This window comes from Nonomuraea soli (assembly GCF_013761175.1).
Taxonomy (GTDB): Bacteria; Actinomycetota; Actinomycetes; order Streptosporangiales; family Streptosporangiaceae; genus Nonomuraea; species Nonomuraea soli.
The window spans coordinates 95,400-111,041 of sequence record NZ_JACDUR010000002.1 but is presented as its reverse complement, the minus strand read 5'-3'; the positions used below and the strand labels follow the sequence as shown (position 1 = coordinate 111,041).

Sequence of the window (15,642 nt, the reverse complement as noted above, 5' to 3'; positions counted from 1 at the left end):
TATTGCCGAGAGGAAATGCGGCGACGTGACTCTGACCACGGAACACAGCTGGAAAACTGCTCTGACCTTACGGGGAAGAATCGCCGGACTCGGAATGATCAAAGGTCAGGCACACGGGGATGACAGGCGGCGGGCCGCCGAGGGACGGCATGCCGAGGGCAGGCACACCGTTCGTGAACGCCTGGATCCGCTCTTCGAGGTAGGGAGCTTCGCCGCCTGGGCGACCGCGCCGACCCGCCATGATCGCCAATTGCGCACTCTCACAGCACTCGTCCCAGAGAAGGAGAGTCCCATGAGTTTCGGAATAGCCGAATTCGGCTACGCATTCGGTGAGACGCAGGAGGTCGCGTCTGTCGCGGCCGACTATGTGCCGGACCCGGCGCGCATTATGAGGTGGGGCTACACCAGCTTCCACCGCGCGCCCAAGGATGTTCACGCCGTCCAGCTCGCCGCGCAGGCGGCCGAGGATGCGCTCAAGCGGGCGGGCATGACGGCGGACGAGCTGGGCATGGTCGTGTACGCCTACTCGGATCAGCCGGAGTACCCGCACTGGGACTCCTCGGCGGCGCTGGCCCGTGAGCTGCGTACTCCGCCGATCCAGACGCTCCTGTTGAGCGAGGGCTGCGCGTCGGGTGTCACGGGCCTGGGGTTGATCGCCGGTCAGCTGGCCGTTCAGCCGGAGCTGGACAACATCCTCTTCGTCGCGGTGCACCGTACGAGCGAGTTCCATCGCAACCGCATGACCGTCAACGATTCGGTGCACAGCGACGCGGCTGTGGCGGTGATTCTCAAGCGTGGCCACGAAGGCAACCGCTGGCTGGCCACCTCGCAGATCACCGACCCCGATCTGTGCGACTTCTTCCGCAGTGAATACGGCGGAAGCGTCGCCCCGCTCCCCCCGGCGGGCTGGGACAGCAGGACCGCGCCGAACGGCATGCTGCGCGTGCAGAACCATTTCGGCCGCAACCCCAAGCGGCTGGTGGCCTTCGTGGGCGTTCTGGAGGAGCGTGTGGTGCAGGTCGTCGACGACGCCTGCCGCCGGGCCGGCGTCAAGCGCGCCGACCTGGCCCGGGTGATCTACATCAACGACAACCAGTCCTCCATGCAGGCGATGGCCAACGCCCTGCAGATCCCGGTCGAGCGCACCAACGCCGCGCTGTCCGCCCTTCACGGGCACATGGGCGTCGCCGACCAGCTGATCTCGCTCGGCGAGCACCTGGAGCGTGGTGAGGTCGGCAAGGGCGACCTGGTGGCGTTGTGCGGCATCGCCAGCGGCATGCGCTGGCACTGCTCCCTCGTCCGGATCTGATGGGTGGCGAGGACACCATCATGAACGCCACTCAGTTGATCGAGGCGGTCCGCTCCGCGGTGGCAGGGGGCCGGGCGCCGGATCCCGCCGTGCGGCTGGCCCTTGCCGTCGAAAGGGATCCCACCCTGTTGCGCCGGGTGGGCGCGGCGCTGAGGTCCCTGGATCCGGAAGCCTCCGGCCTGCGGGCCGTCCGGCTCTCGGTTCTGGGCACCGGGACCCTGGGCGCCCTGCCCGACCTGCTTCGCGCCACCCTGGTCTCGTCCGGGCTGGCCCCGCGCATCCAGGTGGGAGAGTACGGCCGGTTCGAGATGGAGCTGGCCGTCGGCGCCTTCCAGGAGGAGCGGCCCGACGCGGTGTTGTGCATGCTCTCGCAGGAGTTCTTCCTGCCGGCCGTCCCCCAGGGCATGCCGGTCAAGGAGGTCGTCGCCCACATCGAGACCAGGCTGGACGAGCTGTGCGGGCTGCTCGCCGGAGCGGCCGAGCGCACCTCCGCCACCCTGATCCTGAACACCGTGCCGCTGTCCCGCTCGGTACGGGACTCCTTCATCGCGGTCCGCGATCGGGCTCTGCTGGCGCAGGCGTGGCACCGGCTCAACGCCGACCTGCTGGGGCTGGCGGCAACGGAGCCGCAACTGGCCGTCGCGGATCTGGCGGGGCTGCTGGCTCTGGAGGCGGCGACCGCCCGGGACCGGCGGCTGCACTCGTACGCCGACCTGCCGTACACCGACGCCGCCCTGCTGCTTCTCGCTCAGGAGACGCGCCGCGTGCTCCAGGCGCAGTGCGGGCTGTCGCGCAAGGTCCTGGCCCTGGACGCGGACAACACGCTGTGGGGCGGGGTCCTCGGCGAGGACGGCGCCCATGGGGTGAAGCTGGGCGGCCTTTACCCCGGCAAGGCCTACAAGGAGCTGCAGCAGACGGCCTGCGGCCTGCGCGAGCAGGGCGTGGTGCTGGTCCTGGCCAGCAAGAACGACGCCTCCCTGGTCGAGGAGATGCTCTGCGGCCATCCGGACGCCGTGCTGCGGCCTGACACGTTCTCGGTGCTGGCCGCGAACTGGGACCCGAAGGCGGGCAATCTCAGCCGGGCCGCCGACTCCCTGGGACTGGGCATCGATTCCTTCGTCTTCATGGACGACTCCCCGTACGAGCGGGAGCACGTCGCCTCCGAACTGCCCCAGGTGGCGGTGGTTCCCGCCGACGGCGATCCGGCTCACCTGATCGAGCGGCTGCTGCAGCAGGGCTGGTTCGACGTGCCGGAGCTGACGGCGACCGACCACCAGAGGGCCGACCTCTACAGGTCGCGGGCCCTGCGAAAGGACTACTCGGGGGCGTTCAGCTCCTCGGAGGACTACCTCCGGGCCCTCGGCATCACCCTGACCCCCGCCCTGGCCACGCCCTTCACCACGGCTCGCATCGCCCAGCTGGCCGCCCGCACCAACCAGTTCAACCTCACCGGCGTGCGATTCGACGAGATCGCGACGGGCGAGATGCTCGACTCCGCCGACCACCTGGTCGCCTCGTTCTCGGTGTCCGACCGGTTCGGCGACGAGGGCATCGTCGGTGCCGCCTGGATGGCGTGCGAGGCGCACGAGTGGCGGGTGCTCAACCTGGTGCTGAGCTGCCGGGTCCTGGGTCGTGGAGTGGAGCTTGCGATCACGGACTGGCTGTTCGATCGTGCGGCGGAGGCGGGCGCCGCCCGGGTCGTCGCCTCGTTCGTGCTGTCGGCCAAGAACTCGGTCGCGGCCGACACGTGGGAGCGGGCCGGTATGACGCCGCTCTCCGAGGAGGAGGACGGCACCCGGACCTTCTCCGTCGAACTCGCCGGCCGTCCGCCGGTCGCCCCCGCCTGGATTGCCCTTCCCTCTACCGATGATCAGGAGAACTCCCTATGACCACGACCTCGTTCCACATGGACGCCACCGCCACCACCGTTGTCGAGATCCTCAGCGGCGTCCTGGAGACCACGCCGGACGCGCTGGTCGAGGAGCCGCTGCTGGGTGCCTACGACTGGGACAGCGTGGCCATTCTGGAGGCTCTGGTCGCCCTCGAGGGCGCGTTCGGCGTCGAGATCGACCTGCAGGCCCTCCACCACCAGCTCACCGCCGGTGACCTCATCGAGCTGGTGCGGGCGACGCTCACCGAGCACCTGGGCGCGAGCTGACGGACGATTCGCCGGCGCCAGGAGCTCACCGCACCCCGGAGGACTCCGCGTTGTCGATGAGCAGCCGCGCCTGCCGGGGCGAGAACAGGTAGGTGTCCTCACCGCCGCAGATACCGTCCGACTCCCCCGGCCGCTTGATCCACAGCAGCGCGGCCAGCCCCGGCGCCACCACCTCGGTCGTCGGCTCCTGCCCGAGCGCCTGGCGGCGCGGATTGCACCACTCGTTCTCCGGCGGCGGCCCCAGCCCGTTGCGCGAGGTGTCGATGACGAACTCGCGCCCGCCGACGAGGCTGGACAGCTCCCTGCCCCACCGGTAGCTGTCGTCGGTGGTCTGCCGGTTGGAGACGTTGACCGCGAATCCCTCGGCGTGCTGGATGCCCGAGGCCAGCAGGCGCTCGGCCGTCTCGCCCGTGGTGCGCCAGGCGCTGTGCCCGGCGTCGATGTAGACGTGGTGGCCCGCCTCGGCCAGGCGCCGCACGCTCGCGGCGATCAGCGTGCCCCGCTCGCGGGTGAAGCAGTCGGCGGCGACGGCGTCGGGTTCCATGATGATCGCCGCGTGGGTGGCGCCGAGCAGCCTGATGAGGCGCCCGATGTAGCGCTGGTAGGCCGCCTCGCCGCGGGCGCCCTGGTCCTTGGCGCACCCGCGGTGGGGCAGGTAGTACGCGACCAGCACCGGCAGCGTCCTTTGCAGGCGTGCCTGCGCGGCGACGGCGCGCAGCGGTTCCAGGTCGGCCGGGCCGTTGATCCAGCGTGCCTGCGGGCGCCCGGTGATCGGCGCCAGCCATGCCGCGCCGTTGGCCAGCCGGTATCGCATGGCCGCACTGTCGGTGTCGCGATGGAGGTCGGCGCCCTTGAACGGATGGCGCAGCGGAGCGTAGGCCACCTGCGGCGGCCACGGCTTCAGCGTCGTGTCCGGTGCCCGCGCGCATCCGGCGAGCACGATCAGCAGGACCACGATCAGCATTCTCATCAGGGTTTCCAGAAGTCGCTGACTCGGTAGACGCGCACGCCGTTGTCGCCGGCGCCGAAGGCGATCTCCACGACCGCGTGCTTGCGGGCCTCCAGCAGCGTCGGGTAGCGGGCGGCGTCGGGGCTGTCGTAGTACCAGTTCGGCACCACGAGGTAGTCGATGCGTTCCAGGGCGCTGACCACCGCCGGGTCGGTGTCGAGCTTGTAGGCGATGATCGGGCGCGGCGAGAAGCCCTTGTAGTGCACCAGGTCGGTCCAGATGGCGTCGTGCACCACGAGCACCTTGTCGCGCGGCACGTTGTCGGCCACCCAGGCGGTGGCCGAGCGCAGCGGCGGGGGTTCCCGTACGGTCATCATCGGCCACAACGCGGGCGCCCAGACGACGGCCAGCGCCACCGCGCACGCCCCCGCCGCGGCCTGCCGCGCGCCGCGCGCCCGTTCGATGGCCAGCCGGAGCGTGCCGCCGACCTGCTCGGCCGCGCCGGCGAGCAGCAGGGCGCTCCACGGCAGCAGGGTGATGACGTGCATGTACGGCACGTAGCCGCCCCTGACCAGCAGCAGCCATTGGATGACCAGGGCCAGCGCGGCGGGACGCAACCTGCGCGCGACCAGCGCCGCCGGCAGCGCGACGAGCCCGCCCACCAGCAGGTAGGGGTCGAGCCCGAACCAGCTGTCGACGAGGGAGCGGGCGGGGCTGCCGGGGTCGAGCGCGGATCCCGAGGGCTGGCGGCCGGCCAGTTGCCAGTACGCCGTCTCCAGCAGGCTGTTGTGCCCCTGTCCCGGCAGCAGCTCGCCCTTGTAGATCGCGAACAGCGGGTAGAGCGCCATCAGCAGGATGCCGGCGAAGGCTGCCATGACGATGACCTGAGGCCGGTTGCGCCGGTCGAGGTTCTGCGCCATCGCGTAGGCGAAGGCGGGCAGCAGCACCAGCGCGGTCTCCTTGGTCAGCGCCGCCATCGCGAAGGCGGCCGCGGCGCCCATGGCCGCGCCGATGGTGCGGCGTGGCGAGTAGGCCAGGACGAAGGCCAGCAGCAGCCACGGGGTGACCAGGTTGTCGAGAAAGGTCCAGCGTGTGTAGGTGAGGGCCAGCGGGCTGAGCGCGAGCAGGAGCGCGCCCGCCGCCGATCCGACGCGGCTGAGCCCGGCGCGCCTGCCCAGCGCGAAGATCAGCGCGCACGACACCAGTTTGGCGATCAGCATGCACTCGTTGCCGAAGTCGATGGCGCTGTCGTGGCGGTTGAACCCGTTCGTCAGCACCGACCACAGGGCGATCTGCAGCCAGCCCGCCGGGGTGTGGTCGTAGAAGTAGGAGTAGGGCGACAGGGCCAGCAGGTACTGCACCGACCAGGCCTGCGACAGGTAGGTGCCCGGGTCGTCCACCCAGCGCGGGTAGGTCGCCATGCCCCACGCGTGGATCGTTCCCGCCACCACCAGCACCGGCGCGAGCAGCAGCAGGCTGCGCCGGTGCAGCCGGAGCCAGGCACGGCCGAGGCCGAGCAGGCGGTGCCTGGCCGAGACCCGCTGGCGGATCTCCGCGGTGTTCTCCAGCATGATGCTCATCGCGTCACCAGCACCCTGTCCGTGTCGAGGTGGGCGCCCTGGTGGGTGGTCTTCACCCAGTCGGTACGGCGGCGCAGATGCCTGATCATCGCCCACAACGCCGCGTACGACAGGGCCAGCTGGTACGGCCAGGCGCCCAGCACCAGCCCGACGTAGTCGCGCAGCCGTACCCTCTCCCCGAAGGTGCGGCCGAACTGCGCCAGCAGCTGGATGTCGAGCAGCGAGTTGAGCAGCGTGAGCGCCAGCGGGAGGGTCGCCAGCAGGGTGATCGCCTCGGGCGCCTTGTGCAGGAGCGCCAGGAGCAGCGCGACCGGCGCCAGGACGGCGACGAACGCCTGGAAGAACTGGAAGCCGAGCACGTACACCGCCAGCACCCGCTGGGTCCTGGTCGGCAGGCGCAGCCACTCGCCGGTGAGGAAGACCTGGATGAAGCCCTGCATCCAGCGCACCCGCTGGCGCACCAGCGCGCGCAGGCTCTCCGGCGTCTCCTCCCTGGTCACCATCTCGTCGACGTAGACCACGTCGACCGGGTAGCGCAGCACGGAGGCGGCGATGCCGATCTTGCAGTCCTCGGTGAGGCAGTCCTCGTCCCAGTAGGAGCCGTATCGCTCGCGCAGGTCCTCCAGCAGCTGGCGGCGGAAGAAGACGGTGTTGCCTCCCAGGGGCATCACGCCGATTCTGGCCTGCATCTTCAGCCGCGACTGGAACCATTTGAAGTACTCCAGGCAGTTGGCCGCCCGCCACCAGGCACTGGTGTGCGCGTGCCACCATCCGCGGCCCGCCACGGCGTGCGGGGCGCAGCCGAAGTTCATCAGCTGCACGCCGCACTGCACGATGCCGGCGCCGCTGGCGCGGAAGCGGTGGTCGACCATGCGCAGCAGTCCCGGGTGGAACAGGTCCTCGGCGTCGGCGACCCCGATCCACTCGAACCTGACGCCCTGGTCTTCGAGCATGCGCATGGCGGCGTTGAGCGCGGTGGGTTTGTTGTGCACCTCGGTGTCCTCGGGGTAGGCGCACACCAGGATGCGTCCCGGGTGCTCGCGTGCCTTGGCGTGGGCGATGGCCGCGGTGCCGGGGTCGTCGGCGTGGTCCACGATCGCGACCACGGTGTAGCCGGGGTGGTCGAGGGTGGCCAGCCGTTCCAGGGTGTGGCCGGCGACGGCTTCCTCGAACCGCATCGGCACCAGGATCACGCCAGGCAGGCGCGGCTCGCCGGGGTCGCCGTAGCGGTGGGGGTCGTTGTGCTCGGGCCACCACCACTTGTAGAGCTGGAACGTCACCGTGGTCCCGGAGACCAGCAGCATGAAGAGCGAGACGCCGATCAGGAAGTAGTCGGCGAAGATGGCCGAGGCCAGTACCAGCAGGACGGTGGCCAGCCCGCCGAGCAGCACTCGCGGGTGGGCCAGGGTGCTGCGGCGCCGTGGCGAGAACGACCAGTACTTGTCGGAGCAGAAGTTGACCACGGCGCAGGCCACCACCAGCCCCCAGTAGGCCGTGGCGGTGCCGACGGCGGGTGCCAGGAAGGGGAAGGCGACGGCGTTCAGCACGGCGCTGGCACCGCGCGCGAGCTGGTAGCGCCGCCATCTCGTGCCCAGGCTCACGTCCGAGCCCGACACGCGTGGATGCCAGGTCAGCGCGTAGTTGGCGGCGAAGCTGATCTGGAGGGTGATGGCGAACTGCAGGACGTTCGCGACGGCCGGCTGCAGGCCTTGGCGGATGAACAGGGCCAGGAGCAGGTGGCCGAGGACGGCGACGGAGAGGCCGACGAAAGCGAACAGCACATGCTCGCGACGCACGGGGACACGCACGGAGGAAGCTCCTCACGGCAGGAAGCGTCGGAAGCCGGTTCCGCTACCCCGCCGCGAACCGCTCTAGACATTGACCAAGAAACTTACACATAGTCAGGCGACTTGCGCCTCGACTGATCCGGTGCCAATCTTGCTCACATATGAACAGTTGCTCATATGTGAGCAGCTTCCCCCGATCCCCGCAGGAGGCTCCAGCATGGGCGCCGGACATGGACACGGACACGCCGCAGGACGGCACCGGTGGCGGCTGGCGCTGTCCTTCGTGCTCGTCGGCGCGTTCTTCGTCGTCGAACTCGTCTACGGCCTGGCCTCCGGCTCCCTCGCCCTGCTGTCGGACGCCGGCCACATGGCCGCCGACGTCGTCACGCTCGGCGCGGCCCTCGTCGCGACCAGGATCGCCACCCGCCCCGACACCACGGGCCGCCGCACCTACGGCTCCTACCGCGCCGAGGTGTTCGCCTCGCTCCTGGCGGTCGTGCTGATGATCGGCGTGGCCGTCTACGTGGTCGCCGAGGCGATCGGCCGCATCGGCGGCCCGGCGGAGGTCTCCTCGGGACCGATGCTCGTCGTGGGAGCCGCCGGCCTGGCCGTCAACCTCGTCGCCCTGTTCCTGCTGCGCTCCGGCGCCGGTGAGAGCCTCAACGTCAGGGGCGCCTACCTGGAGGTCCTCGCCGACACGGCCGGCTCGGCCGGCGTCATCGCGGCCGGCTGGCTCATCGCCGCCACCGGCCAGGCCTTCTGGGACACGGTCGTGGCGCTGGCCATCGGCGTCTTCGTCGCCGTCCGCGCCGTCGCCCTGGGCCGCCAGGTCTTCGCCGTCCTGGGCCAGCACGTCCCCGAGGACCTGGACGCCGCGGCGGTCGCCGCCGACCTGGCGGCCCTCGACGGCGTGCGCGACGTGCACGACCTGCACCTGTGGACGCTGACCTCCGGCATGAACGTCGCCACCGCCCACCTGGTCACCACGGCGCCCGAGGACGGCCACGCGGTGCTCGACCGCGCCCGCGACCTGCTCCGCAGCAGGCACGGCGTCGCGCACGCGACCCTCCAGGTCGAGCCGGGCGACCACCGCGGGTGCGACGAACTGGACTGGTGACCAGGCCCGGCCCCCGCCCGTCAGCAGACCTTCATGTAGTCCTGCCCCGGCAGGTACCGCCGCCACTCGCCGGCCGTGAGGGAACGCCCCGCGGCGGCGCAGACCGCGGCGAACGGGTCGGGCACGGGGGTCACGTCCCACAGCCGGATCCTGCCGTCGTCCGCCCCCGTGGCGAGCCGGTCGCCCTCACGGTTGAAGGCCACCGCCCTGACCGGCTTCGGATGCCAGAGCGGCGGCCCGGTCTGGAGCTGGGTGGCCACGTCCCAGAACCGGACCGTGCCGTCCTGGCCCGCGGTGACCAGGGTGGAGCCGTCCGGGCTGAAGGCCAGGCCGTTCAGGTAGCCGTCGGCGTGGCCCGTCATGCTGTGGCCCCGCTGGCCGCGAGTGCCGATGTCCCACAGGCGTGCCGTGCGGTCGTCGGCCACCGTCGCGATCAGATCGCCACGGGGGTGGAAGGCCGCGCCCTTCACCCAGTTGTGGTGCCCGCCGAGGGGCGGCCCGAGCTGCTTGCCGGTGGCGGTCTCCCAGAGCAGGATCGTGTTGTCGAGCGCGGTCGTGACGAGTGTCCTGCCGTCGGGGCTGAAGGCGACCGATTTGACCCACGTGATGTGGCCGACGAACGGCTCGCCGACCTCGCTCCGGGTCGCCAGGTCCCACAGGTGGGCCTTGTTGTCGAATCCCGCCGTCGCCATGAGCGGCGCCACCGGGCTGAAGGCGACCGCCGCGACGACCGGCCCACCTGCCGCGAGAGGCGGGCCGAGCTGCTCGCGCGTGGCCAGGTTCCACAGCCTGACGTCGCCGTCGCCGTTGCCCGGCGCGAAGCCGCCCTCGGGCAATATCGGGCGCTCCCCCGAGGCCGCCGCCAGGAGCTCGCCGTCCCTGCTGATGTCGACGTTGAGCACCTCCCAGGGCAGCTGGTACGGCGGGCCGATCGGAATCTGCTCGGCCACGTTCCACAGCCCGAGCCGTCGGTCGGCTCCCGCGCTGGCCAGCGTCGCGCCGTCGGGGGTGAAGACGAGGTCGTTGACCTCCGCCGTGTGGTCGCCGAAGGCCGTGCCGATCTGCCGGCGCACCGACACGTCCCAGATGCGCACGGTCCGGTCGGCGTTGGCGGTGGCCAGTTCCGGCCCCTCAGGGCTGAAGGCGAGGCCGAAGATGCGGTCGGTGTGCCCGGTGAGCGGCTGCCTGACCGGGCGGCCGCTCCGCACGTCCCACAGGCGGGCCTCGCGGTCGTCGCCGCCGGTCGCCAGCAGCTCGCCGTCGCGGTCGAAGGCGAGCGCCCTGACCTCGCCGGCGTGCCCGCTCAGCTCGGCGAGCCGCTCGTGGGTGCGGGTGTCCCACAGGCGGGCGACGCCGTCGGAGTGCGCGGTGGCCAGCACCGTCCCGTGCGGGCCGAAGGCGACGGCGTTGACCCGCTGACCTGCCGGAACGGGCAGGTGGGCGAGGCTCTCGCGGGTGGCCACGTCCCACAGGTGCGTGCCGTCGGAGCCCGCCGCCGCCAGCCGGCTGCCGTCGGGGCTGAAGGCGACGCCGTAGAACACCTGGTTCGTGCGGGTGAACTCGGCGAGCTGCCGGTGGTCGGAGACCCGCCACAGCCGGACCGTGCCGTCGGTGGCGGCCGTGGCCAGCGTCGCGCCGTCGGCCGTCAGCGCGACCGAGTGGATCTGCGCCGGGCGCAGGTCGATCGGATCGCCGGCCTGCCGGCGCGTCGCCACGTTCCACAGCCGCGCCGTTCCGTCGAGGCTGCCGGAGGCCAGAGTACGGCTGTCGCGGCTGAACACGACCGAGGTCACGTGCTCGACGTGGCCGGCCAGGGGCGCGCCGAGCTGCCCGTACCCTCGGGCGTCCCACAACCGCACCATGGTGTCGCCGCCGCCGGTCGCCATGATCCCGCCCGTCCGCGCGTAGGCGACGGAGTACACCCAGTAGATGTGCCCGGCCAGGATCTGGCGTGCCGGGTTGGCGAGCGTGTCCAGCATCGCCTGCCTGGCCTCGTCCGTCGGGGAGACGCGCCAGGCGGTCGCCGACAGCCGGAGCGCCGTGGCCGGATCGGTCTCCGCCACGAACTTCGTCTGCGCCGCGAGCTGTCTGGACACCGCCTGCGCGGTCTGCGCCCTGGCGTCGCCGTACAGCAGGACGGCCGCCACCGCGGCGATCAGCGCGACCACCAGCGAGCCCGCCAGCACCGCGGTCGTGGCGCGGCGGCGCCTGGAACGCCGGGCGTCGGCCCGGCGCGCCTCGTCGAGGAAACCGGCCGCGACGGCGCCCACCTCCCGCAGGGCCAGCGCGCCGCTCAGGCGGGTGCTCGCGTACAGGTAGGCGGGGTCGCGGCCGCTGGCCTCCCAGTCGGCGGCGTCGGTCGCCAGCCGCTGCCGCGTCAGCAGTTCCGCCCTGTCCTCCTCCAGCCACAACCGCAGGCGCGGCCAGCCGCGGATGAGCGCCTCGTGGGCGATCTGCACGCTGCGATGGTCGACCGTCAGCAGCCTGGCCCGGACGAGATGGTCGAGCACCTTCCGGGTGGGCTCGCCGTCCTGTTCGTCGCGCACCGCGTCGTCCAGCGGCAGGCGCCGCGCGGTGTCCGGCGCGTCCGCGCCGAGCTGGACCAGGCGCGTCAGCAGGCGGCGCGCCGCCCTCCTGCCGCCCAGGCCCAGCTCGTCGACCGCGGCGTCGGCGGTCTGGGCCAGCGACCGGTTGATCCCGCCGGTGGCGCGGTACCCGGCGAAGGTGAGCGTGCCGTCCTGGCGGTGGTGCCACGTCTGGAGCAGGGCGTGCGAGAGCAGCGGCAGCACCCCGACGGCGTCGGCGTGGTCGCGGTCGCTGCGCAGGTCCTCCAGGAGCAGCTCGGCCAGGCCGTCCTCCAGCCTCAGCCCGGCCACGCGGGCGGGGCCCTGGATGACCTCCAGCAGGCGGTCGCGGTCCATCGGGGCCACGACCACGGGCTGTTCGAGGGCGGGCACGAGTTCTGGGCAGGCGGCGCACTGGCCGAAGAAGTCGGCCCGGACGCCGAGGACCACCGCCTGGGCGCCGCCCGTACCGGCCAGCACCGCCAGCGCCGCGAGGAAGGCGCGGCGCTGGTCGTCGGGGGCCGAGAAGACCTCCTCGAACTGGTCCACGATGACGACCTCGCCCCTCCACCTGCGCCGAGCCCGCTCAGCGAGGGCTCCGACAGACGAATCGGCGGGCGGATCGCTGGCTGTGCCGCCGAGCAGGCGGCGCAGGGAGGCGAGCGGGTCGTCGCCGGGTTCGAGCAGGACCGTGCCGCGGTTGCCCGCGCGGGCGAGCGCCGGGACCAGGCCGGCCCGTAACACCGACGACTTGCCCGCGCCCGACGCGCCCGTGACCACCAGCAGGCCGCCGTCCCCCGCCCGGTCCATCAGCGCCTCGACCAGGTCGTCACGGCCGAAGAACCACCGCTCGTCGGCCGAGCCGTACGACTCCAGTCCCCGGTACGGCGCGGCCTCCGCGGCCGCGCGCGGCGCCCTGGCCGCCTTCGGCCGGGCCTCCGTCTCCTCGCGCAGCGCCTGGTACGCCTCGTCCCAGCGCCCCCGATCCGCGAGCTCGGGCGGCAGCACCCGCCCGGTCTGGGCGGCCACCCGCAGGCAGGTGTCGACGAACACCTCGAAGTTGTGCCGTTCCGGACGGGTCGGGGCCCGGCGGCTGGTCATGCCGTCGATGGTGCTGCTCGCGAGCTGGATCGCATCCTCGCCCGGCCGCCTCCGGGGCGTCCTGGCGCTGGCGATCTCCAGCCCTCGCACGGTCAGCCCCGCGGCCGTCCTCAGCTCGCGCAGGCGGGCCGCGAAGCGAGTCCTGGCGTTCTCCACCACGCGACTCCGTCCGGAAGCCGAAGATGTCCGGAGGTACCGGACACGGAAGCACTCGCACAGAGTAGGCGGTGACCAGCCGGTAGCGGAGGGTTTCTCCGCCAGGTGTCCGGACCCGGTCGCCGGACACCCCGCCGGGCGGCGACGGTCGGATCTCCAAGCAACGGAAGGAGTCGACCGTGACCCATCTCCGATCGGCGCGGCTGCTGGTGGCGCTCGCCGGCGCCGTCTGCGTGACCGCTGTCCTGCCCGCTCCCGCCCACGCCGCCACCGGCGTCTACTTCAACAAGGAGTGCGTCAGCAGGTTCAACTGCACCTACTACCTGCGCCCGCACGCCACGCAGGCGGTCGCGGGACATCTCGACAGGCACGGCTGGACCGCCGACGCCGCCGCCGGTCTGGTGTGCTTCCGGCTGCCTCCGCTGGCCGCCGCGGCCTGCGGAGTCGCGATCGGCATCCCGTACCGCCGGGCGCTGCCGCACCTGGAGACGGCGGCGCGGGAGGGCGGCTGCTTCACCATCCGGGCCAAGCTGCCCATCGCCCGCTTCGGCAGCGCGACCACGGACGACCCCGCCTGTTCCTGACCCTGGCCGAAACGCCGGCGAGCCCGGCCGCGCCATGATGGCGCGGCCGGGCTCGCAGGACGGGGTGAACGGGATCAGGCCAGGTCGAAGCGGTCGAGCTCCATGACCTTGGTCCAGGCCGCGACGAAGTCGGCGACGAACTTGTCACGGGCGTCCTGCGAGGCGTAGACCTCCGCGAGCGCGCGCAGCTGCGAGTTGGAGCCGAAGACGAGGTCGACCGCGGTGGCGGTCCACTTCACCTCGTCGGTGGCCACGTCGCGGATCTCGTACACGTGCTCCTCGGACTCCGACGCCTTCCACCGGGTGCCCGGGGCCAGCAGGTTGACGAAGAACTCGTTGGTGAGGACGCCGGGCTGCCCGGTCAGGACTCCGTGCCGGGAGTCGCCGACGTTGGCCCCGAGGGAGCGCAGGCCGCCCACCAGGACGGTCATCTCCGGCGGGGTCAGGTTGAGCATGTAGGCGCGGTCGAGGAGCAGCACCTCCGGCTGGGTCTTCTCGCCCGCCTGCAGGTAGTTGCGGAAGCCGTCGGCCCGAGGCTCGAGGACCGCGAAGGAGTCGACGTCGGTCTGCTCCTGCGTGGCGTCGGTGCGGCCGGGACGGAAGGGCACCGTCACCGTGGCGCCGGCCTCGCGGGCCGCCTTCTCCACGGCCGCGGAGCCGGCCAGGACGATCAGGTCGGCGAGCGAGATCTTCGCGCCGCCCGCCTCGTTGAACTCGCGCTGGATGCCCTCGAGGACACTGAGGACGGTCGCGAGCCGGTCGGGCTGGTTGACCTCCCAGCCGCGCTGCGGCTCCAGGCGCAGGCGCGCGCCGTTGGCTCCGCCGCGCTTGTCGGTGGAGCGGAAGGTCGCGGCCGACGCCCAGGCGGTGGAGACCAGCTGGGCGGTGGTGAGGCCGGAGTCGAGGACCTTCGCCTTCAGGGCGGCGATGTCGGACTCGCCCACGAGCTCGTGGTCGACCGCGGGCACAGGGTCCTGCCACAGCTGCGGCTCGGCGACCCACGGGCCGCGGAAGCGGCTGACCGGGCCCATGTCGCGGTGCAGCAGCTTGTACCAGGCCTTGGCGAAGGCCAGCGCGAACTCGTCGGGGTTCTCCAGGAACCGGCGGGAGATCTTGAGGTACTCGGGGTCGACGCGCAGCGACAGGTCGGTCGTCAGCATCGTCGGCCGGTGCTTCTTCGACGGGTCGAAGGGGTCGGGGATGATGGCCTCGGCGTCCTTGGCGACCCACTGCTTGGCCCCGCCGGGGCTCGTGGTGAGCTCCCACTCGTAGCCGAAGAGGATCTCGAAGAAGCGGTTGCTCCACTGGGTCGGCCGGTCGGTCCAGGTCACCTCGAGGCCGCTGGTGATCGTGTCGCCGCCCTTGCCGGTGCCGAAGCTGCTCAGCCAGCCCAGGCCCTGCGCCTCCAGCGGCGCCCCCTCGGGCTCGCGGCCCACGTGGTCGTCGGCGATGCCGGCGCCGTGGGTCTTGCCGAAGGTGTGGCCGCCGGCGATGAGGGCGACGGTCTCCTCGTCGTTCATCGCCATGCGCGCGAAGGTCTCGCGGATGAAGTGGGCCGCCGCGGCCGGGTCGGCGTTGCCGCGCGGGCCCTCGGGGTTGACGTAGATGAGGCCCATCTCGGTCGCGCCCACGTTGGGCGCCATCGTGCTGTCAGTGACGTAGCGCTCGTCGCCCAGCCAGGCGTCCTCGGGGCCCCAGAAGATCTCCTCGGGCTCCCAGACGTCCTCGCGGCCGAAGCCGAAGCCGAAGGTCTTGAAGCCCATCGACTCCAGGGCGACGTTGCCGGCGAGCACGAGCAGGTCGGCCCACGAGATCTGCTGGCCGTACTTCTGCTTGACCGGCCACAGCAGGCGGCGGGCCTTGTCGAGGTTGGCGTTGTCGGGCCAGCTGTTGAGCGGGGCGAACCGCTGGCCGCCGTCGCCCGCTCCGCCGCGGCCGTCGTGGATGCGGTAGGTGCCCGCGGCGTGCCAGCTCATCCGGATCATCAGGCCGCCGTAGTGGCCGAAGTCGGCGGGCCACCAGTCCTGCGAGGTGGTGAGCACCTGGATGATGTCCTGCTTCAGCGCCTCGACGTCGAGCTTCTCGAGCTCCTTGGCGTAGCTGAAGCCCTCGCCCAGCGGGTTGCCCCTGGAGGAGTGGGCACGCAGCACCGAGAGGTCGAGCTGGTTGGGCCACCAGTCGCGGTTGGTGCGCGGGCGGCCGCCGGTCTGCGGGGTCGGCGAGTCGATCGCCGGGTTCTCGCTCTCGCTGCCATGCGCGGTCACGGAGTCGTGCGCTACCGGGCAGCCGCCCGCTCCAGTGACGTTCGCGTCGTGGTTCTCGGTCATGGGAATCCTT

General features: G+C 71.9%; 10 protein-coding genes. 5 read left to right on the top strand and 5 right to left on the bottom strand.

Features of this window, described 5'->3' with window-relative positions:
• Window positions 1–292: 292 nt before the first annotated feature.
• Genes HNR30_RS07900 through HNR30_RS07890 form a run of 3 tightly spaced genes read left to right on the top strand, consistent with a single transcriptional unit; the run spans window position 293 to window position 3,467 of the window.
• On the top strand, window positions 293–1,309 hold the full coding sequence (locus HNR30_RS07900) for a 3-oxoacyl-[acyl-carrier-protein] synthase III C-terminal domain-containing protein (protein WP_181609093.1): 1,017 nt from the start codon (window positions 293–295) through the stop codon (window positions 1,307–1,309).
• 20 nt (window positions 1,310–1,329) lie between these two features.
• Window positions 1,330–3,198 (top strand): HAD-IIIC family phosphatase, encoded by a 1,869-nt coding sequence (locus HNR30_RS07895; protein WP_181609092.1) that lies wholly within the window; start codon window positions 1,330–1,332, stop codon window positions 3,196–3,198.
• Complete coding sequence (locus HNR30_RS07890; protein WP_181609091.1) at window positions 3,195–3,467, top strand: acyl carrier protein; 273 nt, start codon at window positions 3,195–3,197, stop codon at window positions 3,465–3,467. The genes HNR30_RS07895 and HNR30_RS07890 overlap by 4 nt, the downstream gene beginning before the upstream one ends.
• Window positions 3,468–3,492: 25 nt before the next feature.
• Here the strand turns inward: HNR30_RS07890 and HNR30_RS07885 are convergent, their stop codons facing one another.
• From HNR30_RS07885 to HNR30_RS07875, 3 genes are read right to left on the bottom strand one after another with little or no spacing between them, the layout of a single operon-like run.
• Window positions 3,493–4,437: a glycoside hydrolase family 6 protein gene (locus tag HNR30_RS07885; protein ID WP_181609090.1), complete on the bottom strand. Its 945-nt coding sequence runs from the start codon at window positions 4,435–4,437 to the stop codon at window positions 3,493–3,495.
• The gene (locus HNR30_RS07880; RefSeq protein WP_181609089.1) at window positions 4,437–5,996 is read right to left on the bottom strand and encodes a glycosyltransferase family 39 protein; all 1,560 of its coding nucleotides are present in this window, start codon (window positions 5,994–5,996) and stop codon (window positions 4,437–4,439) included. The genes HNR30_RS07885 and HNR30_RS07880 overlap by 1 nt, the downstream gene beginning before the upstream one ends.
• Complete coding sequence (locus tag HNR30_RS07875) at window positions 5,993–7,804, bottom strand: glycosyltransferase (RefSeq protein WP_181609088.1); 1,812 nt, start codon at window positions 7,802–7,804, stop codon at window positions 5,993–5,995. The genes HNR30_RS07880 and HNR30_RS07875 overlap by 4 nt, the downstream gene beginning before the upstream one ends.
• Before the next feature lie 196 nt (window positions 7,805–8,000).
• Between HNR30_RS07875 and HNR30_RS07870 the strand changes: the two genes are divergently transcribed.
• Window positions 8,001–8,900 (top strand): cation diffusion facilitator family transporter, encoded by a 900-nt coding sequence (locus HNR30_RS07870; protein WP_181609087.1) that lies wholly within the window; start codon window positions 8,001–8,003, stop codon window positions 8,898–8,900.
• 20 nt (window positions 8,901–8,920) lie between these two features.
• On the opposite strand, the gene HNR30_RS49995 is transcribed toward HNR30_RS07870, so the two are convergent.
• Window positions 8,921–12,721: an nSTAND1 domain-containing NTPase gene (locus tag HNR30_RS49995; RefSeq protein ID WP_181609086.1), complete on the bottom strand. Its 3,801-nt coding sequence runs from the start codon at window positions 12,719–12,721 to the stop codon at window positions 8,921–8,923.
• Between the two features lie 179 nt (window positions 12,722–12,900).
• Between HNR30_RS49995 and HNR30_RS07860 the strand changes: the two genes are divergently transcribed.
• Window positions 12,901–13,305 carry a hypothetical protein gene (locus tag HNR30_RS07860; protein WP_181609085.1) on the top strand — a complete coding sequence of 135 codons (405 nt, stop codon included), beginning with the start codon at window positions 12,901–12,903 and terminating at the stop codon, window positions 13,303–13,305.
• A 74-nt stretch (window positions 13,306–13,379) separates the two neighbouring features.
• Here HNR30_RS07860 and katG read toward each other — a convergent pair whose 3' ends face one another.
• Window positions 13,380–15,632 (bottom strand): catalase/peroxidase HPI, encoded by a 2,253-nt coding sequence (katG, locus tag HNR30_RS07855; protein WP_181609084.1) that lies wholly within the window; start codon window positions 15,630–15,632, stop codon window positions 13,380–13,382.
• Window positions 15,633–15,642 lie beyond the last annotated feature (10 nt).